This is a genomic window from Cerasicoccus arenae (assembly GCF_014651635.1).
GTDB lineage: Bacteria > Verrucomicrobiota > Verrucomicrobiia > Opitutales > Cerasicoccaceae > Cerasicoccus > Cerasicoccus arenae.
In genome coordinates, this window is the sequence record NZ_BMXG01000008.1 from 101,161 (window position 1) to 122,761 (window position 21,601).

The 21,601-nt window shown below is 51.2% G+C and carries 17 protein-coding genes and 1 tRNA gene; 9 read left to right on the top strand and 9 right to left on the bottom strand.

Annotated elements, in window-relative coordinates:
* Positions 1-50 precede the first annotated feature (50 nt).
* From IE065_RS08110 to IE065_RS08140, 7 genes are all read left to right on the top strand, one after another.
* Positions 51-470 carry a DUF5069 domain-containing protein gene (locus IE065_RS08110; RefSeq protein ID WP_189513734.1) on the top strand — a complete coding sequence of 140 codons (420 nt, stop codon included), beginning with the start codon at positions 51-53 and terminating at the stop codon, positions 468-470.
* Positions 467-1,117, top strand: a complete 651-nt coding sequence (gene lipB / locus IE065_RS08115) for a lipoyl(octanoyl) transferase LipB (RefSeq protein ID WP_189513736.1) — start codon at positions 467-469, stop codon at positions 1,115-1,117. Before IE065_RS08110 ends, lipB begins: the two co-directional genes overlap by 4 nt.
* Positions 1,118-1,794: 677 nt before the next feature.
* Positions 1,795-3,243 (top strand): efflux RND transporter periplasmic adaptor subunit, encoded by a 1,449-nt coding sequence (locus IE065_RS08120; protein WP_189513738.1) that lies wholly within the window; start codon positions 1,795-1,797, stop codon positions 3,241-3,243.
* An 11-nt stretch (positions 3,244-3,254) separates the two neighbouring features.
* The gene (locus IE065_RS08125; protein ID WP_189513740.1) at positions 3,255-4,010 is read left to right on the top strand and encodes an ABC transporter ATP-binding protein; all 756 of its coding nucleotides are present in this window, start codon (positions 3,255-3,257) and stop codon (positions 4,008-4,010) included.
* Between the two features lie 4 nt (positions 4,011-4,014).
* On the top strand, positions 4,015-5,163 hold the full coding sequence (locus IE065_RS08130) for an ABC transporter permease (RefSeq protein ID WP_189513742.1): 1,149 nt from the start codon (positions 4,015-4,017) through the stop codon (positions 5,161-5,163).
* 6 nt (positions 5,164-5,169) lie between these two features.
* Positions 5,170-6,318 carry an ABC transporter permease gene (locus tag IE065_RS08135; RefSeq protein ID WP_189513744.1) on the top strand — a complete coding sequence of 383 codons (1,149 nt, stop codon included), beginning with the start codon at positions 5,170-5,172 and terminating at the stop codon, positions 6,316-6,318.
* On the top strand, positions 6,315-6,893 hold the full coding sequence (locus IE065_RS08140) for a hypothetical protein (RefSeq protein ID WP_189513746.1): 579 nt from the start codon (positions 6,315-6,317) through the stop codon (positions 6,891-6,893). The genes IE065_RS08135 and IE065_RS08140 overlap by 4 nt, the downstream gene beginning before the upstream one ends.
* A gap of 62 nt (positions 6,894-6,955) precedes the next feature.
* Here IE065_RS08140 and IE065_RS08145 read toward each other — a convergent pair.
* The 4 genes from IE065_RS08145 to IE065_RS08160 form a co-directional block, all read right to left on the bottom strand.
* Positions 6,956-7,032 (bottom strand) — tRNA-His (locus IE065_RS08145).
* Between the two features lie 197 nt (positions 7,033-7,229).
* Positions 7,230-8,399, bottom strand: coding sequence for an endo-1,3-alpha-glucanase family glycosylhydrolase (locus IE065_RS08150; protein WP_189513747.1), 1,170 nt, complete (start codon positions 8,397-8,399; stop codon positions 7,230-7,232).
* A 162-nt stretch (positions 8,400-8,561) separates the two neighbouring features.
* Positions 8,562-9,128 carry a hypothetical protein gene (locus IE065_RS08155; protein ID WP_189513749.1) on the bottom strand — a complete coding sequence of 189 codons (567 nt, stop codon included), beginning with the start codon at positions 9,126-9,128 and terminating at the stop codon, positions 8,562-8,564.
* Between the two features lie 82 nt (positions 9,129-9,210).
* Positions 9,211-11,709, bottom strand: a complete 2,499-nt coding sequence (locus IE065_RS08160) for a beta-mannosidase (RefSeq protein WP_189513751.1) — start codon at positions 11,707-11,709, stop codon at positions 9,211-9,213.
* Positions 11,710-11,873: 164 nt separating this feature from the next.
* Here IE065_RS08160 and IE065_RS08165 point away from each other — a divergent pair, with 164 nt between their 5' ends.
* Together IE065_RS08165 and IE065_RS08170 are read left to right on the top strand one after the other, a co-directional pair.
* Positions 11,874-12,932, top strand: coding sequence for a LacI family DNA-binding transcriptional regulator (locus IE065_RS08165; RefSeq protein ID WP_189513753.1), 1,059 nt, complete (start codon positions 11,874-11,876; stop codon positions 12,930-12,932).
* Positions 12,933-13,099: 167 nt separating this feature from the next.
* On the top strand, positions 13,100-15,481 hold the full coding sequence (locus IE065_RS08170; protein ID WP_189513755.1) for a glycoside hydrolase family 31 protein: 2,382 nt from the start codon (positions 13,100-13,102) through the stop codon (positions 15,479-15,481).
* A gap of 63 nt (positions 15,482-15,544) precedes the next feature.
* Here IE065_RS08170 and IE065_RS08175 read toward each other — a convergent pair whose 3' ends face one another.
* The 5 genes from IE065_RS08175 to metK all read right to left on the bottom strand — a co-directional run bounded on the left by IE065_RS08175 (position 15,545) and on the right by metK (position 21,483).
* Positions 15,545-16,327: an endonuclease/exonuclease/phosphatase family protein gene (locus IE065_RS08175; RefSeq protein WP_189513758.1), complete on the bottom strand. Its 783-nt coding sequence runs from the start codon at positions 16,325-16,327 to the stop codon at positions 15,545-15,547.
* 118 nt (positions 16,328-16,445) lie between these two features.
* The gene (locus IE065_RS08180; protein WP_189513760.1) at positions 16,446-17,300 is read right to left on the bottom strand and encodes an HAD family hydrolase; all 855 of its coding nucleotides are present in this window, start codon (positions 17,298-17,300) and stop codon (positions 16,446-16,448) included.
* A gap of 133 nt (positions 17,301-17,433) precedes the next feature.
* Positions 17,434-18,621, bottom strand: coding sequence for a DUF3095 family protein (locus IE065_RS08185; RefSeq protein WP_189513762.1), 1,188 nt, complete (start codon positions 18,619-18,621; stop codon positions 17,434-17,436).
* A 197-nt stretch (positions 18,622-18,818) separates the two neighbouring features.
* On the bottom strand, positions 18,819-20,258 hold the full coding sequence (gene ahcY, locus IE065_RS08190; protein WP_189513764.1) for an adenosylhomocysteinase: 1,440 nt from the start codon (positions 20,256-20,258) through the stop codon (positions 18,819-18,821).
* 52 nt (positions 20,259-20,310) lie between these two features.
* Positions 20,311-21,483 (bottom strand): methionine adenosyltransferase, encoded by a 1,173-nt coding sequence (gene metK, locus IE065_RS08195; RefSeq protein ID WP_189513766.1) that lies wholly within the window; start codon positions 21,481-21,483, stop codon positions 20,311-20,313.
* Positions 21,484-21,601: the final 118 nt, after the last annotated feature.

The following is a 21,601-nucleotide window of genomic DNA, read 5'->3' on the forward strand; positions in this document are numbered from 1 at the left end:
CTGCCAAAGTAGATTAATTGGACTCTGACTGGCTTAAACTGAACCCGCCAATGAACCTCCCCGCCCCACGCGACACACTCTTCGGCTGCATGTGGCTGCCGCGCATCCGCGCCAAAGCCCAGCAATATAAGACGGGCAAATTGCCTGAAATATACGCCCGTCCGTTTTGCATCCCACCAGCTGTCGATGGTCAGTTCCTCGCGCACTTTCAGCTCGATAAAGACGCCATCCTCGACGCCTGCGATCTGCCCGACGCCGACTTCGAGGCTTGGTTCCGCGCCCTCCCCAACAACAGCGACGCCCATATCGCCAAGTGGAACGAAATCGCAGTCAACCTCGGACGCCCAGGCTACCCAATGGCCGAGCGACTCCCTTGGGCCATAAGCGAGTACTACCAGCACATCGCTCACCTCAACCCACAAACCGTCTTTGCGACGCTTGAAGCTGACGAAGGAATCGCGCACTCATGACCATTGCCCTCCAAGATTGGGGACGCACGCGTTATCGTGAAGCCTATGACAAACAGCTCACGCTCGTTCAGCAGCGACGAGACAATCTTATTGGCGATACATTGGTCTTCACCGAGCATGAACCCGTCTATACCATTGGCCGACGCCGCGATGCCCGCCAAAATCTACTCCTCGACGCGCAGGCCCTTGCCGAACGCGGCATTGACCTAGTCGAAACCACCCGCGGCGGCGACATTACTTACCACGGCCCAGGCCAACTCGTCGGCTACGCAATTATTTCGCTTGATCACCGTCGTGACCTTCATCAATTCCTCCGTGACATCGAGCAAGCCCTGATCAACGCCCTCGGCACGCTCGGCTTGGCGGCAGATCGGCGTAAGGGCCTCACTGGCATCTGGCTGGAGCAGCGCAAAATTGCCGCCATCGGCATCGCTGTGTCCCGTTGGGTTAGCTACCACGGCTTCGCGCTCAACGTGGATCCCAACTTAGCAGATTTCGGCGGTATCATTCCGTGCGGCATCACCTCCACCGAGGGCAGCGTCACGAGTCTCTCTGCCGAGCTAAACGACCTCTATCCATCCATGAACGAGGTCAAGTCCGTCGTCTTCGCCGAGTTCAAAAAGACCTTCGTCGAAGTTTCAGATTAAACACATAGCGCTTCCTTCTGGCCCAGACTAACCTACTCCCGTCAAAGCGAGCCACCGTAGTGTCCGTATTTTTTTGTCTGAGAATGATCAAATCACGAGGAATAACAAAAGATGAAAAAAGCCACGTCGTGCATCAATGAGGTGAACGACTCTGGCCAATTATCTTGACAATACCACCCCTTCAGAAGCTTTACTCATGCCGTGCATTTAAAGCATTGGATACTGGCATTCATGTTCACTTTCGCCGTTCTTGCAGGCGAAGGCATGAGCGTATGCATGGCTAGTACATCCTGCGAAGTAACGGTCTCCTTGGCCAATCATAGAGGCTGTTGCAATCAGCCCCCCCCCATAGAGGCCAGCGAATGCTGCGTTAAAATCGAGCAATCGCTTCCAGATGCTTTACCATCTGTTTCGATTACGAATATTTCGCAGAACAATGTGTATGTTTACTTGGCACCTTGCCAATGGCTGGGAATGCATAGGCCTGTTTTCCGCAATTTAGTTGTAGCTCGACCACCGCCTAAAATCAAAGTCAAGTCAGTCGGGACGGCTCCGCCAATGAGACAAGTATGGCTCTTGTGATTCGATAACGTAAAACCGCGCAGCACCCTCTGCAGTTTTTTACATGCCCAGTTCCAAGCAGATCGGGCACTACTATCGAATCAAAACAACAGAGCATGTCACTCAATACATTGGCTTCAACTCAAGGTCCGGACGATTCCGAGCCTCCAAAATCATCACCTGCAAGTGTGCATCGAGATCGCCTACTGGCCTGGCTTCCCTTGTACATCATACTCGCCTTTCTAGGTTTGGGCTGGATTCTATTTGGCGAGCTCATCACACCGGCACGCTCCGTGCAAATCGTTACAGTAGTAACGCAAGCGGCAGAGCAAACCACTGGCACCGATGCGTATTCATCCACAACGTCCGATGCCTCCGCAGATCCTTACGCGGGCGAACGTCTGTTCCAAGCTTCCGGTTGGATTGAGGCAGCCCCATTACCAACCCGTGCAACCGCTTTGTTAGATGGTATCGTCGACGAGGTCTTCGTGCTTGAGGGGGATCGTGTCAGCAAAGATCAACTACTGGCCACACTGATATCCGAGGACGCTGAAATTGAATTACTGGAGGCTCAAGCCCTTCTAGCCGAAGCAGAGGCAGACGTGAAACGTGAAAATGCCCTGTTGGGTCAGTCGAAAGCAGAACTCAATACCCACTCGCTTGAAGTTGCAGCCTCAGAGGCGAAGCTCAAGGAGTTACGGGATGACGAACAGAGGTTTCTGCAGGCAGGCAAACAGGCATTCTCAGCCCGGGATATTGATCACGCCACCTTGCGAGTTCAAACTCGCGAGGCAGAAATCGTAGCACTTGAAGCACAACAATCGGAATTATCCACAGAAGTAGAAGCGCAAGCACTTGCAGTAGAAACAGCTAAACATCGCGTTAAAGCAGCACAGGCGGCACTTCAGCGTGCCGAGTTGGACTGTAGCCGTACGGAAATCCGTAGTCCAATAGATGGTGTGGTTCAGAAATTATTCGTGGCTCCAGGACAAAAGCGCCTCATCGGTATGGATGACCCCGAATCGGCAACCATCGCCATCCTTTATCAACCCGAACACCTGCAAGCGCGAATCGATGTCCCGTTGGATAAAGCCGCGCTGTTGTCTTTAAATCAGCCAGTTATTCTCAGAAGCAATCTGCTGCCCAACCGCGAGTTTCAAGGGGTTCTGACCCGTATTGCAGGCATGGCAGATATCCAGCGCAATACCCTCCAAACCAAAGTTGCGATACACAACCCCGACCCGCTGCTGCGACCCGACATGCTTTGCCGTACGGAATTTTTGTCTATTCCGCGTTCCGGCCAAAAACAAATCAACACTCGAAACGGGCCCATTATCCTCTTTGTTCCGGAGAATGCCTTAATGAATCGCAATGACATGGAGGCCGAAGTGTGGACGCTGGATTCCAACGGTGAAAATGCTCAAAAACGCACGGTACGTCTGGGCACAATAACGCGAGATAAATTCGTACAAATCACAGAGGGCTTGAATCCTGGCGACCCTGTAATCCTGTCTGCACCGACCGACCTTGAGGCAGGTGAGCGCGTGAGAGTATCCAATCCCTAATTACAAATTCAATGACAGTTTTCAATCCACCCACAAGCAGTGATCCACACGGGAAAGAGGTCTTCATTCGCTGCCGAAATGTGTCGAAATCCTATCGTAAAGGCAAAACAATCGTCACACCGCTAGAAGCTCTGGATCTGGATGTCGGGCGTGGAGAATTCCTCGCTCTAATGGGCCCCTCTGGGTCAGGTAAAACAACTCTGTTGAACCTCATCGCAGGCATAGACTCCCCTACAACTGGTGAACTGTGGGTGGATAAGCAGAATCTTGCTTCTCTTAAGCGTGGTCAACTGACCGCCTGGCGGGCCAAGCATTGCGGCTATATTTTCCAGCTTTACCATTTGGTTCCCATCTTGACGGCCTTTGAGAATGTGGAGCTTCCCCTCCTCCTTGATCGCTCTCTTTCGCGCAAAGAACGACATAGTAAAGTCGCCGCTGCGCTTGACCTAGTCGGCCTAGCCAATCGCGCTGATCATCGCCCAACCGAACTATCAGGAGGCCAAGAGCAGCGCGTCGCCATTGCGCGAGCTATTGTAACCAATCCCGGGCTGCTTGTGGCAGACGAGCCCACAGGCGACTTGGACCGAAAATCAGCGACCCAAGTTCTGGATTTGCTGCGCGAATTCTCATCGGAGTACCGGAAAACGATTGTCATGGTCACACATGACGCTGTCGCAGCCAATGCCGCCCAACGCACTCTGCATCTGGAAAAGGGACAACTCGTCGAGCAGGTGCAAATAACTACGAGTGAACCAACTGAAGTCTAATAGTATGAAGTGGTTAGCTTTGCCAGGAATCTCTCTCAAGCAAATTACGCGCCATCGATTTCGTAGTGCGCTAACCGTTGCCGGGGTTGCCACAGGAATGTTCCTCTACACGGCAGTACAAACGATGCAACACTCTCTGGCCGCCGTAACGCAGTCCGGGGCCGATGACAACACGCTGATAGTCTATCGTGAAAACCGTTTTTGCCCGACCACATCCCGCTTACCCGAACACTATCTTTTAGACATTCAACGAATCGAAGGCGTCTCGGAAGTCATCCCCATACAGGTAGCCGTAAACAACTGCGGGGCCAGCCTAGATGTGATTACTTTTCGCGGCGTACCACCCGAAAGCTTGGCAGAGTATAACCCCGCTCTGACGGTTGCTGAAGGTTCTTTCGAACAATGGAGGGGCCGCACAGATGGCGCACTGGTCGGGGAAAACTTTGCACGTCGACGTGGTTTGTCTCCTGGAGACACCTTCGAGGCTGTCGGCGTCCGAGTGTATGTCGCGGGAATCGTGCATTCCCCCCTAACACAGGATAATAACGTCGCCTACGTCCATCTATCCTTCCTGCAACAATCCTCTAGAGTCGGCTTGGGTGTCGTCACACAGTTTAACGTCCGCGTGGACAACCCCGAACTCCTGCATAGTGTGGCTCGCCGAATCGATGAGTTGTTCGCCTCCGATGCAGCCCCAACCAACACACGCCCCGAAAAAGCTTTTTTTGCCCAGACTGCCCGAGACTTAATTGAGATGATTGCCTTTACCCGTTGGCTTGGGCTTGGAGCCGTATTGGCAGTGCTTGGACTGGTGGCAAATGCACTTTTACTCGCCGCGAGAGGTCGTATCAAAGAAGGTGCGATCTTGCAAACACTGGGCTTTCCACGGATCGCAGTCGGCCTGATCATGATATGGGAGGGAGCAATTCTTGGACTTCTCGGCGGAATGGCTGGGTGCCTCAGCGCTGTCTGTTTTTTTCGCTTCAAGAGTTTTACGCTGGGGAACGAAGGACTAACCCTCGCGCTGGTACCCAATTGGAATGTGACTGTGAGTGGTTTGGTTCTGGCGATCACGCTTGGCCTTATCGCTTCAGTATGGCCTGCCATCGTAGCTTCCACCAAGCCTGTTGTGAGTTCACTACGCCAAGGCTGATTCATTATGTTACCCATTTCCTACGCAATTCGTAATCTCCTCCGTGACCCGGGGCGTCTCCTCCAGAAAGTTGGAGGCGCGGGTATTGTCGTCTTTCTCGTATTTGCTGCCGGAGCATTCAACCAAGGTATGCATCGCATTTTGAGTGCCAGCGGATCTCCGCAAAATGTAATTTTACTCGGGGCAGGTTCCGAAGAAAGTGTCGAGCGTAGCGAGGTCCCGATACAAGCGGAAACATTGGCTGCTGCTGGCATCCAAGACATCACCACCCGTCTGGGTGTGTCGGCAGTCTCCGGTGAAGTTCATTACATGGCTGAAGTCATATTTCCAACGGGCCATAAGGCACAGGCACTTCTGCGCGGCGTTACACCCACTGCGTTTGAAGTACACCGTTCCGTCCGAATCCTCAAAGGCAAATATCCCAAACCCGGTGAAGTACTGGTGGGCAAATTGGCCCACCATAATCTGGGAGTCTCAGCTGAGATGTTGAGCCCCGGTCAAACGATCAAATTTGAAGGACAATCATTTACGGTCGCAGGCATTTTTACTGCTCCCGGCACCGTAATGGAGTCAGAGCTATGGTTTGATCGTAATGACCTCATGACCTTAACACAACGTGAGCAGCTATCCTGTGTAGTCGTCCGGCTGGAATCTCCAGAATCTTACGCCTCCGCCGACCTGTTCAGTAAACAACGCCTCGATTTGGAACTTTCGGCCATTCGCGAATCTGACTATTATGCAAAACTATCCGCTTTCTACGCCCCCATACGTACAATGACTTGGCTGACAGCTGCCTTGATAGCAGCCGGGGCTATTTTTGGAGGCTTGAATATGCAATACGCCGCTTTTGCTTCCCGCATTCGTGAGTTGGCTACTTTGCAAGCAATTGGCTATTCACGCCCAGCGATATATCTCTCCCTTGTCGAAGAAAGCCTACTCGCCACTTTACTGGGCACCTTACTGGCCGTGGCCATGGTGCTAATTTTCCTTGAAGGCCAAACCCTAAACTTCTCCATGGGCGTCTTTCGACTCACCCTTTCGGGCGAAATTGCCCTAGCTGGGCTGCTCACAGGTCTACTGCTAGGTATCATCGGCTCTATCACTCCCGCAATCCGCTGTCTCGGAACTTCTCTCCCTTCTGCTTTACGATCTTGAACCCAACTATCGAACTTATGATAACAAAAAATACATTATTCAACGTGACGACGTTTATTCTGGTCTCACTATTCTTAACGGCTTGTGGAAAGCAGGAGGAAAGCACGAATGCAGGTTTGCAAAATAACGGGGCCGAGGAAACCGCGACATTAATTCGATTGGCCACAGTTCCAAGCTCAGCGATTAGTGTTGGGCAAGCACGTAAGACTGCCCATCCCGGCCAAAAAATTGCTGTTAGTGGTCAAATAGGTGGTACGCGGAGCCCCATTGCCGAAGAGTACGCTTCCTTTGTCATCACCGATTCTGTCATTCTGTTCTGCAATGAAATCGGTGATGAAGGTTGCGAAACACCTTGGGATGCCTGTTGTGAAGATGCCGACAAATTGGCAGAACATCGAGCCAGCGTGCTTTTCCTGAACGACAATGGACAACCGCTGAATTTGAACATGAAACAACAGCCCGGCCTTTCAGAACTCGATTATGTCACCGTCACTGGCATTGTAGCTCCGGGATCGACGCCAGATAATTTAATTATCCACGCCAACGGACTTTATACAGAGCCAACTAAGCTGTAATCCAGTTCTGCACTTGAGCAACTCTGGTTCTGACGGTCATTGGTTTGGACCGTAATTGAAATTGGGGTGGAAGACGGGACTCGAACCCGCGACCCTCGGCACCACAAGCCGATGCTCTAACCAACTGAGCTACGTCCACCAATAAAGAGAGACAAAGGAACCTGTTAATTGAGGTATGTCAACTCTGGTTTATGGATTTTTTGAGTTTATTTCCAACCCAGTTCAAGCGTTCAACTCTAGGATCGGTTTTTGATTACCAATGGACTTACAGCGTTACCAAAAAACGCCTTCAAAACAGAATTGTCAGCTCCTCAAAGCTACAGGTATTTTTGGCGACTACTGTTTAGGATAGCCATCATAGCTCTCTGCTTCCGTGAGCATTTCGTCTAATTGTGCGCTACTGGCGTTTTTGAGATATTCTTTAAGCGGCAGTCGGTTATCACTCAAGTCCACCACTCTCCCAGTTCGCTCGCCGATCCAAGTTTCCAGCGAATCAAGATAAAGATAGCCTTCATCCAGTGATGGCTCAATCGCGGTCCCTTCGTTAAAGTCATTCCAAGTGACTACTTGGATAATCTCAGGGTTTCCTTCAAATGCCATATCGAATGTCTTTTTCAGAATTGAGTCGCCGTCACGAGGAGTAACCCGCGGGCCATGCCCCCACCCGTTTACGCCACTATCATCAAATCCAGGCGCAACCATGGTCATGAAGAACCCCAACCGATCAGCATCCACCAAATCACGTGAATACTCTGAAAAATCTTTAACGTAAGACTCATCAGGAGTCCACCAGACGTAGGCCCCCTCAATATCTGGGTGATACTCAGGATTCAAGTTTTGGCGGGCATAAGTGACTGGTTGGCGCAATGCGCCAAAGATCTCATTCCATTCATCTGGCAGTATATTCTGTTTACCCAACTCCCCTTCACCCCAGAAATTAAATTGATAAATAAACGGCTTTTTCCCGCGATGTAAATAAGCTGGGTGGTCTGCGTATTTTTCTAAGATGTAATTGAGATCATCCTTGGCTGAGTTAACGATATCGTTCCGATTTTTGGGATTTCGATATGGTGGCCAGTTAAGCTTTTCCTCATAGCAAATCGCGAGCTTGAGTCCCGCATTTTGGGCCTCTTCCAAGAGCATCGGAACGAGTTCGTCCGTATCGCTCCCCGGACCGTACCAAATAATAAATACGATATCAATGCCGGCAGCTTTCGCCGTTTGAAAATGATATCGGACGACCTCTTCATTATCAGAGCTATAGGCTCCAATGAGCGGGTATTGGACAGCTGCAATATCGCGTCTCCGCTCGGAATCACGTATTTCAGGATCACGCTTAACCTCGCTGCCTGACCATGCCCAATGAGACCACTTGGGATTCGACCGCTGACTACTATGCGGGTTATTAAACCAAGGCATGTAGTGCATTGCAATGAGCGGAGTTTCATTGCCAGGCTCCCAAATGCAAACCTGGTCTAATGAAGAACGCGAGGCGCTGTCTGGCATTGCGTAATCGTTGCCGTCAACAAGATCTTCTCTTCCACAACCTAACAGGCTCAGTGAAATTGAGCATACCAATAGGATGTGGGCGTTGATAGCCACATGATGAAACATTAAAACGTCGCGGGCAACAATTTGCCTACTATTATAAGCCGGATTGGATCGTTTTTAAGCGTGTAGCCGACGACGCCAGATTACGATGGCTCCCATCAGAAATCCACCAAAGAGTGCGTAGTGTGATGGCTCTGGAACTGCGGCAAATTCGCTAAATTCAAAGCCGCTGGCCGTCTCACCCTGCAAACGCACGCGCAATTGGTAGGTGGCCGCTGTCGGGAATCCTTCGGAAATTGCAAAATCAGCAATATTTGCCGAAGTGAAAGACGTGCTGTCGCTAAATCCGAAGAGTGTCCGTTCTGCTTGGAATACACCTCCGCCATCAAAGAATAAAATAAAGGCGCTCCATTGACCGTCTGTGATCGCCGCATTTGGGGTAATTTCCAAAACGCTCTGCGCATCACCGAAGTCCAAAGAAAAACGAGTCGTGCCATCGATCAACCAGTCCAAGCCTGCGTCGCCGACTGAATCGGTGCGGCTAAGGGTAAGGATATTACTACTGGTGGCAATGGACGCATTGCCAAAGACATTTAAATTGTTGGTGTTGGCAAAGTCGTCAGTAAACGGAGAGCCAAAGCTTACATGAGCGACTGCAAGTGCAGCAAGTAGGGTTATTTTCATAGTATTTATAGGGATATATTAGAGTTATTTGTTCGTTTTAAACATACACTAAAAAATTCGAAAATCTATCCTTTTTATTCAATTAGTGATCATAGGTGTCAAAATAGGATAAACTTTCTAAAGCGCTTGTAAAATCATGCTCCAACTCATCGCTGCAAACTTCGATAATCACCGACTTTTCCTCGCCTGGAAATAGATCGAATGCATTGTCTGAGGCTCTGAAATCATGGCCACTACTCAGCTTGAAAAACACCTGATAGGCAATCACGTCACAAGAAACAGTCACTTCGACGCGACGGCCATCGAGCTGCTTCATGTTTAACGTAAGCTCTGGTCGCTTGAACTCTAGACGACGTGGCGCACTGAAGAAAGTCGTATTCTCACTGGCTTCATAACCTAGCGCCGATAGCCGGGTGCGCAAAACCAGGTCATCTCGACCATAGCTCTTGATTTGCTCACTCGCATCGATTGTGTCAACCACACTGGGATGTCCGGGAGTGAGGGTGAGCGACTGCGTTCCACTAAGCAGAACTCTGTTTTGACTGACACTCCAGAGAGTCCATTCAAGTACTCCCTTGGTCTCTTTAGGACCATCAAACACCGCGTGGATTTCCATCTTGTCGATGGTACTGTTGCGGTAGTTATTACTGACGTAGACCGACTCTTCGCCAAGGCGTTTTACTGAAACCAACAGAGGCGCAAAGAAACGACGGGCAGCATAATGAAGCACCTTCCAGCGTCCCCCAAAATCTAAACTCGACCAGGAAGCCACCGGCCAACAATCATTCAGTTGCCAATAAAGTGCGCCCATCGTCCGCGGCATATTGCGGCGCATATGCTCAATCCCAAAACGCAGGCAGTAGGCCTGATTCAACTGAGAGAGATAAACCTGTGACGGATAATCCTTGGGGAATCGATATAACGTGGACAGGTAATGGAAAATCGTCTCGTTGCCGCCACCGTTCTTCTGGTGGTTATCCATCTCTGGACTGTAGAGGTTGGTGCTCTTCGTAAAAGTCGCGGCGGTTTCCGGCCACGGATACGACTGCATCCCAAACTCGGAGAAGAAGCGGTGCTCCAGCTTTTCGTATGCTTCAACGGGTTGGCGTGCATGCCAGACTCCCCAATAATGAGTGTCACCAGACTCTGGATTATCCGGAAAACCCATGGGATCTTGAGGGTTCCAACCAGAGGTCGGCCAGTAAGCTAGATTAGGCGCATGTTTCTCAACCACCTTGGGCAACAGATCATGGAACAGGGCCTCGTAATCCTCTGTTAATTGAGGATCATCGCGCATGCGTTCCCAGTGCATTTGCACGATTTCGTTATTCCCGCATAGCAGGACCAAATTGCTGAAATTCCTTAATCGGCGCACTTGTGCCGTTGCCTCATCTTCCACGGTCTCGAGAAAATTTTCGTCGCCCGGATAGGTCCAACAAGCGAACATGAAGTCCTGCCAAACCATTAACCCAAGCTTCAAGCACTGCTCGTAAAAGGCGTCGTCTTCATATATCCCGCCGCCCCATACGCGGATCATGTTCATGTTGGCGGCTTTGGCCGACTCCAGCGCATCCATTGCCAAATCCTTGCCCTCATTGACAAAGCTGTGGGCTGGAATCCAATTCGCACCCTTGGCAAAAACCGGAATCCCATTAACTACAAACTGAAAACTCTCGCCCCATTCGTCATCATGGCGGTCAAGCCTTGCATCGCAAAGTCCCAACAATTGATTGCGCTCTTCGATGACATCGCCACGGCTCAGTAGCTCGATTTTGAGCGTGTAAACTGGCTGATCTCCATGTCCGTTCGGAAACCAGATTTTCGGGTCATCAACTGAGAGTTCGAGAGGCTCACCGGCAGTCGCGGAGATCTCAACCACGGTTTCTCCCTCGTAAGCCAACTGTGCTCGCACGGAACAGTTTTCAATCGAGCCCGCCAGTTCGGGTTCAATCGTAACCACAACCTTATCATCCTTATGCATTTGCGAAACCCGATGCCCATCAAGGCGGCAGTCCTCCCAAGCTTCAATACGAATTGGACGCCATATGCCGCTCGTAGCGAATCGTGGGCCCCAATCCCAGCCAAATGAACATTGCTGCTTGCGGATGTACTGCCTGCCCCCAATGGGATCACATGCCACAGGTGTCAGGGCCCCACCTTCACAGGCTCGCAGATAGATCATTGGATTACGGAAGTGAATCAGTAATTCGTTCTGACCAGCCTTGAGGAGCGATTTTACGTCACATCGAATCGGGACAAACATATTCTGAGTTTCTGCAATGATAACACCGTTCAGAGAGACGGTCGCCAATGTATCAAGCCCCTCCGCAAACAGATCCACATGTTGTGATGCGAGTAACTCTTCGGAAATATGAAAATCTAGCGCATACTCCCAATCTTCTTCTTCAATCCACTGCAATCTTGCCTCATTGGTGCCCCAGAATGGATCAGGAATCAGTCCGTTTCGGTAAAGGTCGGTATGCACACAACCTGGAATCGCTGCGTCGAAGAACTGATCTTCTCCGACTTTTCGAAAACGCCACCCTGATTCCAATGGAATTTGGGCTGATCGCAGAGTCATTGGATTAAGCACAGACTGCATAGGGCATTGGGTAAAAGAGAATAGGGAAGTGTTTTGGTCGTTAGAAAACAGGCTACACTTAAAGCTCATTTTTTAAAGCCGCTGCTTACTTTACGTAAACTGGGACATTGCACTTTGGCGGAAAATGTCGTTTACTCAGATCAATGAGTAAAAAGCCCAGCATGCAGGACATCGCCAAGCTGCTCAACGTGTCAAAAATGACCGTCTCGCTGGCACTGCGCAACCATCCCAGTATTCCAGAGGCCACTCGCACACTCGTCGAAGATAAAGCCAATGAACTTGGCTATCAACGAAACCAGGAGCTTTCCAAGTATATGGCGGCGATGAGACGGGACCGCTCAGAGTCTAATAAACTGCCAATCGCCTATATCACCACCGGAGAAACTCCCGATACCTGGAAAAAATCTCACACGCAGGTCCTCTACCGCAAGGGCGCACACGAACAGGCCGATGCCTACGGTTATTATTTGGACGAATTCTGGATCGATGAGCCAGGCATGACTGCTCAGCGACTGAGTAAAATCCTCTGGAGTCGCGGCATACATGGTGTTCTCGTCCATCCATTTAACCGCAGAATCGACCCAGAATTGGCTGCTTGCAGCTTGAGCTTGGACTGGGACCAGTTTTCCACTGTCGTAATGAGCGACACCCTTTTACGCCCGGTGTTGAACCGCGTAATCCACGCTCACTATGAGTCTATGATGACGACCATGAATAGACTGGTCGAGCTCGGCTACCGCCGCATTGGTTATTGCATGTCCGAGCAGAATGACTTGGTAACCAACCGCCGTTGGCACGCCGCTTATCTTGTCTATTTACAGACTCACCAGGTCTCAGGCCTTGCCCCAATACCATCACTGGTTGAACCGGAGATCGATCAACATTTGCTCAAAAAGTGGTTAGACAAACACCGTATCGATGCATTTGTCAGTGCCTCTCCCAATATTCTTAATACCGTCCAACCACTTGGGCTGAAGCTCGGGCAAGATATTGCCTATGCCGATCTTGATCTCGACATGCAATCACCATCCCATGCGGGCATTAGCGGCATTGATCAGAATTCACTTCACTTTGGGCATGCCGCAGTCGATCTTGTGATTAACGGTATCCTAAAGAACGAACACGGCTTGCCACAAAATCCGATGACCATGCAAATCGAAGGCGCGTGGTGCGATCGAGGCACGACTCCGAGCAAAAAGTAGGTGCATTCCAGACGACACGAAGTGTGGGGTGATGACTTTACGTAAAGCCCTAGGACGTTTGTCTTTCTAAACTGTAAGTAGATTTTGGATTAGAAGCTGCGAGACGCCTTGCATCCGACAAATAGAGGATCACAAACAGCATTTAGAGCGTCCGGAGCCACTTAGTCATGGACTTTAGTAAAATCCCACCCGCCTGTAATTTCATTTACAGCAAAGAAGAAACTCCCCTGTTAGCCTGTGCTGACTCCCCCTACGAAACAAGCCTCGAGGCATTGGGAGGCGATGTGTTTCGCTACAGCATCAAGGGAGCCTCATGGCCGCAGAAAAGCCAAGCCACACTGGACACAGCTTCCTTTAACGACGCTCCATCCTCATCAGTAGCGACCGTAGACAAGGCGGGCGCGCTTCATTTTTCCTATAAAGGCGAAGTTTTACTAAATTCAATGCTGGGCCAAGCTTTTGGGGTCTTGGGGAAAAAATGGCTGCTTGGATTTCAGCACAACGAATCCATGCGTCTCTACGGCTTGGGAGAAAAGAATACTGGTCTTGAGAAAACCGGTCAGATCACAAAATTCTGGAACACGGACACCATGGCCGACTTTGGCCCGATACGTGTCCAGCACGAGTCGACCGACCCCTTCTACGTTACCATTCCCTACCTGTTAATTCAGCAACCAAATGGTTGCATTGGCATCCTGTTAAACAACCCGATGCCAACATTTATGAATTTGGCCGCCAAGGAGCACATCGCAAACTTAGCCGATGCCAAAGATAACGAACAGCCCAGCATCACAATGGGAGCCTATGGCGGCGCGCCAGAGTTCTATTTCATAATGGGCGATGATGTGCGCACGGTGACCCGCAAGCTGATGCGCCTTTCCGGCCCCCCCCCCCTCCCCCCCCTCTGGGCAATCGGCTATCAGCAGTCCCGCTGGGGATACCGCGATCTGAGTGACCTGGAAGAACTTGACCAGAAGTTCAATGAGTTAGGCATCCCCTGTGACGGCTTGTGGCTCGATATCGACTACATGGACGCCTACAAAGTATTCACGGTCAATGAGTCAATTGCCCGTGACTACCAAACGCGCATCAGTGCACTTCAAGCCAAAGGCCGCAAAATTGTCCCCATCATTGACCCGGGCGTTAAATATTTACCCGGCTATGATGTCTTCGATAGCGGACATCAGGCCAATGCATTTTGCCGAACGGAGGAGGGAAACACCTACTCCGGTTTTGTCTGGCCAGGGCGAACGGCATTCCCCGACTTCTCAATGTCACACGCCAGAAAATGGTGGTCAGATCAAGTAAAGGCATTCACCGACAAGTACCAGTTTGATGGATATTGGTTGGACATGAATGACCCTTCGACCGGATCTGCCGAGCTGGAAGATATGCGCTTCAATGACGGTCAAGACGACCATCAGACCTACCATAATCAGTATGCGCTCGGCATGCAGCAGGCAACGGCAGAGGGCCTCATGCGCTCACGCCCACAGCAACGCCCCTTTCTCATCAGCCGTAGCGGATACATCAGCAGTTCTCGACACTCGGCGATTTGGACCGGTGACAACTGGTCAAACTACTTCCATCTGCGAGAGGGCATAGCCGTCTCCTTAAACCTCTCCCTCTCAGGTATTCCGTTCAACGGACCTGATGTGCCCGGATTTGAAGGTGAAGCCAGCCCGGAACTTGCAGTTGACTGGCATAAAGCTGGGTTCCTCTTTCCATTCTTCCGTAATCACAGCGCCATGGCTTCCCCACGGCAGGAACCTTGGCAATTCGAGCAGCCGTATCGCGACATCATTGTGCATTACATTCGCCTGCGATACAAGTTACTCCCCTACCTCTATCAGTTGTTCATTCAGCAGACGGAAGTAGGCGACCCTCTGCTACGTCCTGTTTTTTACGAGTATCCCGATGAGATTAAGCGATTCCAGCGTGTGAGCGATCAGTTCATGGTTGGGCCATCCATCCTACAGGCACCCAAGGTTCACGAAACTGAGGCCAAACGCTGCGTGCAACTGCCCGATTGCGGCTGGTACGATGCAACACAAGGCAAATGGTACCAAGGTGAAGAGTCTATTACCATTACTCATGAGTTAGCCTCAACGCCATTGTTCTTCCGTGAAGGGAGCCTTGTGCCAATGAGTGTGGGGGAAGCAAAGAGTGCGAAGAAAGAGCTATACGACATAGAGATCCACGTATTTAAAAGAAAGCACGACACCTCACGCTCGACGTTTGAATATCGCTTTGATGATGGAGAAACTGTCAATGGCCCCGCTAGTTGTGTGTATTTGGCTGCCCACTGCGAAGACGATATTTTGGTGGTTGAAGTGACCCAATGCCAGCTGGATTACTTGCCACTGACGATTCGGTTAGTCTGTCATGATTCACTCGCTGAGGTCATCATTAAGCAGAACCAGAATGAGGAGCATTACCAACTCATCCCATCGACGGTAACATTTACCGGTAAGCCAATTAACTGCACGCAAACTGAGGCAATACTTCTGAGTTCACATCCCATGCCTCTTGTAGCATCCACCCGCTAACCCAAGTCGTGCCAACTTCAAGTTCGACGTGCGCATTTACAAAGCACACATCTATCAGATAACCTATTCGCCGAGTGAAAACTCAAGGAGCACAGGCTTATGATCTGACAGGAATCCTGGGAGCACTTCACAGCGTTGCATTTTGTAAGGTTCAGGCAGGAAAATAAAATCGATCACCTTGCTCGGCAAATGCGTGGGGAAGGTCTTTTGGTTCTTGGGGAATAGTTGGTATTCACGATGAGCAAGAATGTGCTGAAACAAGTGGTTTACAGCATCGGCTTTAGGCGCAGATCTGCTGTTAAAATCGCCACAGATGATCGGTGCGAGGGGTGCACCATCCTTACCACGATGGGAATGAGTAATTAGATAATCAATAATCTGCTCAACCTGCTCCAACCGACGTTTACGCGAACGGAAATCCAGGTGCGCATTAAGCAACGGCAACGTATGGCCTTTGTAGTCGATCTCGGCATAAAGGAAGCCCTTCTCTCCTAGAGTCGCCTCTCCAAAGGCCTGATTATGCCAATGCTCTAACGGATGGCGCGAGAGAATCGCATTGCCGTAGGCCAGTGGGCGCTTGCCCTCCCGGCGATTCGTCACTCCGAGCTCGGCATGTTCAAAGCCAGCTGCAGTCTGGATTTCATGCAGCAGATTGATGTTCCAGTTCCAGTGCGAGTCCTCGTCCACCTCTTGCAAAGCGACAACATCTGCATCCACCTTGGCCATTAGCTCGCCGATGGCGTGCAGGTTCTTGCGGATGCGCTGCGGAGAGCTGAACTTCTGGTAAAGCGACAGCCCGCGGCCGTGCGCAATGTTAAAGGTTATGAGCTTTAAGGTGTCAGCCACGGTGGATAGATATGAAGAAAGCGCCGCTCAACGCAAACTGTTGCTGCCTTCGGCAGAATAATGAGCGCCACGAAAACCGCCCCCGCCGAGTAACGTGGCGCGTTTCATCATGCTTTTATCACTTGGTCAGACACTCTGGAATCTGCTCCAACTCAGTGACGATAACGTCTGGCTTTACATCCTTACAGTCAGGGTCGTCTTCACGAAGACGCAGTGAGCGCTTATCACCGGCAAAGAGCGCCGTTTTGAAGCCGAGTTTCTGAGCAGGCCAAATGTCATTGCGCATATCGTTACCGATGATGAGTGTTTCTTCTGGCTTGATGCCGTCCAAGGCCTGAAGACGATCCATAGCGACTTGGTAGAGCTCGATGCCGGGCTTGGCGAAGTGATGGTCGTAGGAGTAAACGCAAAGCACTTCTTCAACGCCGAGATCATGCGGACCGTCTTCAAAAAAGGCGTCAAAGAGCAACGGAGTGAAGGCTTGGGCATTGGATATCAGACCAAGGCTCTTACCCTTATCCAAGCAACTTTCGAAAACATCAAGTACGCCAGGCATCGGATAGACTGGATTGACCCGCACCTCAAACAACGTAGCGAGCTGCATCAGGTTGTTCCGGGTCGTGCGGCCGCGGAGAAGTTCATAGGCTTCGAGCTGCCCGATTAAGTCTTCCCACACGCCAATGATGTCCACCTCTGGGAACGGCGTGCCTTGGTCTCGGCGGATGTCCTGCTCGGCTTTAATCGTGTCCATAAAGAGCTCATTGATGGGAGTCTTCTGGTCTTGCAACAGGAAGCCGACTTCCTCCATGGACTTACGGATGAGCACTTCTCTCTCCTTGCTCTTCTCGTTGGCGACGAGGGAAATGTCCCCCACCCCGCTCTGGAATAACGTACCATATATGTCGAACAACACAGCGCGGATGTTCTTCAACGGCTTGATTTTGGGTTTCACGCCGGTGGGCACAGGCGCCATCTCGGGGGAATTGTGACGGATTATGTCTACGGGTTTCAGCTTGTAAGCCATGGGGGAGACTAAAGCGCCCCCTCGCTCGCTCGGCAACGGGAAATTGCGCTAAAATTAACCTACCTGAAGAAATCGGCCAAGCCTAGCTCTCGGCCAATTTCTTCATGGAAGCCTTCATTTCCTTGGCGGCGAGGGCATAGCCGCCAGCGGCTCCATCCACAAAGTGTAAATGCTCGCGCTCGTAATTATCAATAACGCAGGTCATAATGGCAGCATTGGAAACGTGGTGACCAAACACCAGCTCCTCCGGAGCAAATTGTTCTCTCACCGCATCCAGTAACTTGATTCGCTGCTCTGCCGTTCCAGACAGCACAAAGCGCAGGCAGTCATCTATTTTGCGATAATCAGCATGGGCAATGAGGTCCTCTTTATAATGGCTCCAGTCTGCCCCGGCAAATTTCAATCCGTGCTTCATGATGAATCGACCCACCGCAATTTGTAGTCGGAGATATTTGCCATAGCTCCAACGCTTAATCGAGTTTTGACCAAAGGTCCGCACATAATGCTCCACTTTAACCAACGCAGATTTACGGGCCAATTTTAGCCCCCCCATATGCAAAGGGTGCGCCTCCTCATCATCGCCATAGATGTCCTCCACCAAAACGATCAGACGACGTAGGATTGATGCGCGACGTTGCTCGCTGCCAAGTGCGCGGAAAATATAGGCAACAGTCTCTCCATGACGGCTCGGTATATTTTCCCAACGGCATTCCAAGCCAGTAAAATCTGCCTGACTCGCTCCCAACTCATTAATTCTATAGGGGTTGTCCGGTCGTGGGTCTTTGACCATCCGATCCGCTTCTTCTAACCCACCGCCGAGAAACATCGTCTGCGTAACCCAATCCGAGAGTTTTAGTCGAGCGACACGCACTTCGCGCCCCTGTGCGATGATGTCAGCGTGGGGCACCATACCGATCCGCAACTCCAAATTGAAATCCTTTTGGGCCATGCGACGACTGGCGCGAAGTACGTTCTCCACCTCCCCTCGACGCTCTGGCGGCAGGCAAAATGTCGCTCCATCACCGCCAAACACAAAGGGGATTTCCTCAGGTTTATGCAAATTACGCACTGCCGCGATCGCTGCCACCCCAACGCCATTGACTTCCTTGTAACGACCTTGGGCTAGATTTTCCGTCGAGCCCTTTACATCGGTCAGTGCAATGATCCAATCCTTCGGCAAGCGACGATAAACACCTGGGTCCACCGCATCACGCATCGAATGGATCAGCGGCAGACGCTCAACAAAGGTCATAGGAGATACAGAAGACACGATCGATTAAGGAACCTTGCAGTGATCGGAAACGCGAGCCGATTTTTAGCCAGTCGTTCCACGAGAGATTAAGGCCAACTCAAGGAATGGCTGAATACGTAAAGCGCTTGAAGTCGCCAGCTCCAAAGAAAGATAGACAACAAAACAGCCGCCCCATTGGGGCGGCTGTCGATAAAATCTATGCGAGCTGAATCGGCCTAGTAACGGTAATGATCAGGCTTGTAAGGGCCTTCGACCGGAACGCCGATATAGTCAGCTTGTTCCTGAGTCAGCTTGGTCAGCTTGCAACCAATCTTCTGCAAGTGCAAGCGGGCGACTTCTTCGTCGAGTCTCTTCGGCAAGATGTAAACACCTGGCTTGTAGGTTTCGACGTTTTTCCAGAGTTCAACTTGGGCGAGCACCTGATTCGTGAAGCTGTTAGACATCACGAAGGACGGGTGACCCGTTGCGCAACCGAGGTTGACCAGACGGCCCTTGGCCAGCAGGTAAATGCTGTTGCCGCCGGGGAAGCTGAACTTATCCACTGCGCCAACGTTATCGGGCTTGATCTCTTCGTGCTCGACGCCAGGCATGTCGCTGAGCTTGTCGACTTCGATTTCGTTGTCGAAATGGCCAATGTTGCAGACGATAGCCTGGTCCTTCATCTTGGACATTTGATCGGCGCTAATGATGCCGTAGTTACCCGTGGTGGTGACGTAGATATCGCCCCAGCCGAGAGTGTCGTCAACGGTCAGAACGCGGAAGCCTTCCATCGCAGCTTGCAGTGCGCAAATCGGGTCAACTTCAGTAACGACCACCTGAGCGCCCTGAGCGCGCATGGCTTGGGCGCAGCCCTTGCCAACGTCACCATAACCACAAATGACCGCAACTTTGCCAGAGATCATCACATCAGTTGCACGCTTGATGCCGTCCACGAGGGACTCACGGCAGCCATAAAGGTTGTCGAACTTGCTCTTGGTAACGGAGTCGTTGACGTTGATCGCCGGCACGAGGAGCTTGCCCTTCTTGTGCATTTCGTAGAGACGGTGAACACCAGTGGTCGTTTCTTCCGAAACGCCCTTCCAGTCTTCCATAACACCGTGCCAGTGGTTTGGCTTAGCGGCGTGAATTTTCTTCAGCAGGCTCTTGATCACTGCTTCTTCCATGCTACCGGAAGCCGTTTCAATCCACTTGTCACCATTCTCAAGCTCGAAGCCCTTGTGAATAAGAAGCGTTGCGTCACCACCGTCGTCGACGATAAGCTGTGGGCCGGAGCCGTCAGGCCAAGTCAACGCTTGCTCAGTGCACCACCAGTATTCTTCGAGCGTTTCACCCTTCCAAGCAAAGACCGGCACGCCGAGATTTTTGGCGACATAAGCCGCCGCATGATCTTGCGTCGAATAGATGTTGCAGGAGCACCAGCGCACGTCCGCGCCGAGTTCCTTAAGCGTTTCAACTAGGACCGCAGTCTGAATCGTCATGTGCAATGAGCCCATGATACGAACGCCCTTCAGTGGCTGTTCACCAGCGTACTTCTCGCGAGTTGCCATCAGACCGGGCATCTCGTATTGCGCGATCTCAACTTCCTTACGGCCAAAGTCGGCCAAGGTGATGTCTTTGACTTTATAGTCAGCGGTGGTTTCGGTAATTGTGCTCATAATTGGTATGTTATTGGCCCACGAAGGAGCGCTAAGTTTTTCTTCGTATTCGCTAACCGATTGCCTTCTTGAGTTCCTCGGCCTTGGCAGTGCATTCCCAAGGAAGACCTGCCTTCGCAAAATGGCCATAGTGAGTGGTTTCGCGGTAGATCGGACGGAGCAGATCAAGCTGCTTCACGATGTCCGCTGGCTTGAAGCTGAAAACTTCCTTGACGGCCTTAACGATGGCGGCTTCATCAACTTTTTCTGTGCCGAATGCGTCAATGTGAATGCTGGTTGGGTGTGGATAGCCAATTGCGTAGGCGACCTGTAGCTCGACTTTGTCAGCGAGGCCAGCAGCTACGATATTCTTGGCAACCCAGCGGCACATATATGCAGCTGAACGGTCGACCTTCGAGGGGTCCTTGCCGGAGAAAGCACCGCCGCCGTGGCGACCATAACCACCGTAAGTATCGACAATGATCTTACGCCCCGTGAGGCCAGCGTCCCCTTGTGGTCCGCCAATAACGAAGCGGCCTGTAGGGTTGATCAGGAACTGCGTATCGCCGTCCAACATGTCCGCGGGCAGTTCCTTCTTAATGACGTTCTCGATCAAGAATTCCTTGATCTCAGGTAGCTCGACCGCAGCGGCGTGCTGCGTGGAAATAACGACATTGTTAATCTTAACTGGCTTGCCGTTTTCGTAAGAAACCGCGACTTGGCTTTTACAGTCCGGACGGAGCCATGCTGCAGGGCTGTTCGGGGCCTTGCGGATTTCCGCCATTTTGCGGAGCAGACGGTGGGCATACATGACCGCTGCAGGCATCAGCTCAGGCGTCTCAGTGCAGGCAATGCCAAACATGATACCTTGGTCGCCAGCGCCTTGCTCGGCGGTGTCCTTACCAGAGGCGGCAGCGGCGTCCACGCCTTGGGCGATGTCCTGCGACTGCTTCGTCAGATAGTTGTTAATGAAGACTTCGTCCGCATGAAAGACGTCATCATTGTTAATGTAGCCAATGTCACGAATCGCTTCGCGAATGACCGAATTATAGTCGAACTTGGCACCCGTGGTGATTTCACCAGCCACATTGACGACGTTGCTCTTAACGAGCGTTTCGCACGCCACGCGGCTTTTTGGGTCCTGCGCCAAGCAGGCGTCAAGGATGCTGTCCGAAATATAGTCAGCAACTTTATCAGGGTGACCTTCACCCACTGACTCCGAGGAAAAGTGGTAAGACTTGCTCATAAGAATTCAGCAAAGTGCCACAGCGCGTCAAAAAATCAAGCCATTAAATCAATATATCTGGATTTGTTGATAAGAACTTCTCTGGCTATATGAAATTGCCATTTCATCACGGCTGATT

What these genes read in the sequence shown, in the direction of transcription:
- IE065_RS08130 (WP_189513742.1), top strand. Translation starts at nt 4,015, where the DNA reads ATGAAGTGGTTAGCTTTGCCAGGAATCTCTCTCAAGCAAATTACGCGC.
- IE065_RS08160 (WP_189513751.1), bottom strand. Translation starts at nt 11,709, where the DNA reads ATGACTCTGCGATCAGCCCAAATTCCATTGGAATCAGGGTGGCGTTTT.
- lipB (WP_189513736.1), top strand. Translation starts at nt 467, where the DNA reads ATGACCATTGCCCTCCAAGATTGGGGACGCACGCGTTATCGTGAAGCC.
- IE065_RS08110 (WP_189513734.1), top strand. Translation starts at nt 51, where the DNA reads ATGAACCTCCCCGCCCCACGCGACACACTCTTCGGCTGCATGTGGCTG.
- IE065_RS08135 (WP_189513744.1), top strand. Translation starts at nt 5,170, where the DNA reads ATGTTACCCATTTCCTACGCAATTCGTAATCTCCTCCGTGACCCGGGG.
- ahcY (WP_189513764.1), bottom strand. Translation starts at nt 20,258, where the DNA reads ATGAGCACAATTACCGAAACCACCGCTGACTATAAAGTCAAAGACATC.
- IE065_RS08125 (WP_189513740.1), top strand. Translation starts at nt 3,255, where the DNA reads ATGACAGTTTTCAATCCACCCACAAGCAGTGATCCACACGGGAAAGAG.
- IE065_RS08120 (WP_189513738.1), top strand. Translation starts at nt 1,795, where the DNA reads ATGTCACTCAATACATTGGCTTCAACTCAAGGTCCGGACGATTCCGAG.
- IE065_RS08165 (WP_189513753.1), top strand. Translation starts at nt 11,874, where the DNA reads ATGAGTAAAAAGCCCAGCATGCAGGACATCGCCAAGCTGCTCAACGTG.
- metK (WP_189513766.1), bottom strand. Translation starts at nt 21,483, where the DNA reads ATGAGCAAGTCTTACCACTTTTCCTCGGAGTCAGTGGGTGAAGGTCAC.
- IE065_RS08170 (WP_189513755.1), top strand. Translation starts at nt 13,100, where the DNA reads ATGGACTTTAGTAAAATCCCACCCGCCTGTAATTTCATTTACAGCAAA.
- IE065_RS08180 (WP_189513760.1), bottom strand. Translation starts at nt 17,300, where the DNA reads ATGGCGCCTGTGCCCACCGGCGTGAAACCCAAAATCAAGCCGTTGAAG.
- IE065_RS08150 (WP_189513747.1), bottom strand. Translation starts at nt 8,399, where the DNA reads ATGCCAGACAGCGCCTCGCGTTCTTCATTAGACCAGGTTTGCATTTGG.
- IE065_RS08155 (WP_189513749.1), bottom strand. Translation starts at nt 9,128, where the DNA reads ATGAAAATAACCCTACTTGCTGCACTTGCAGTCGCTCATGTAAGCTTT.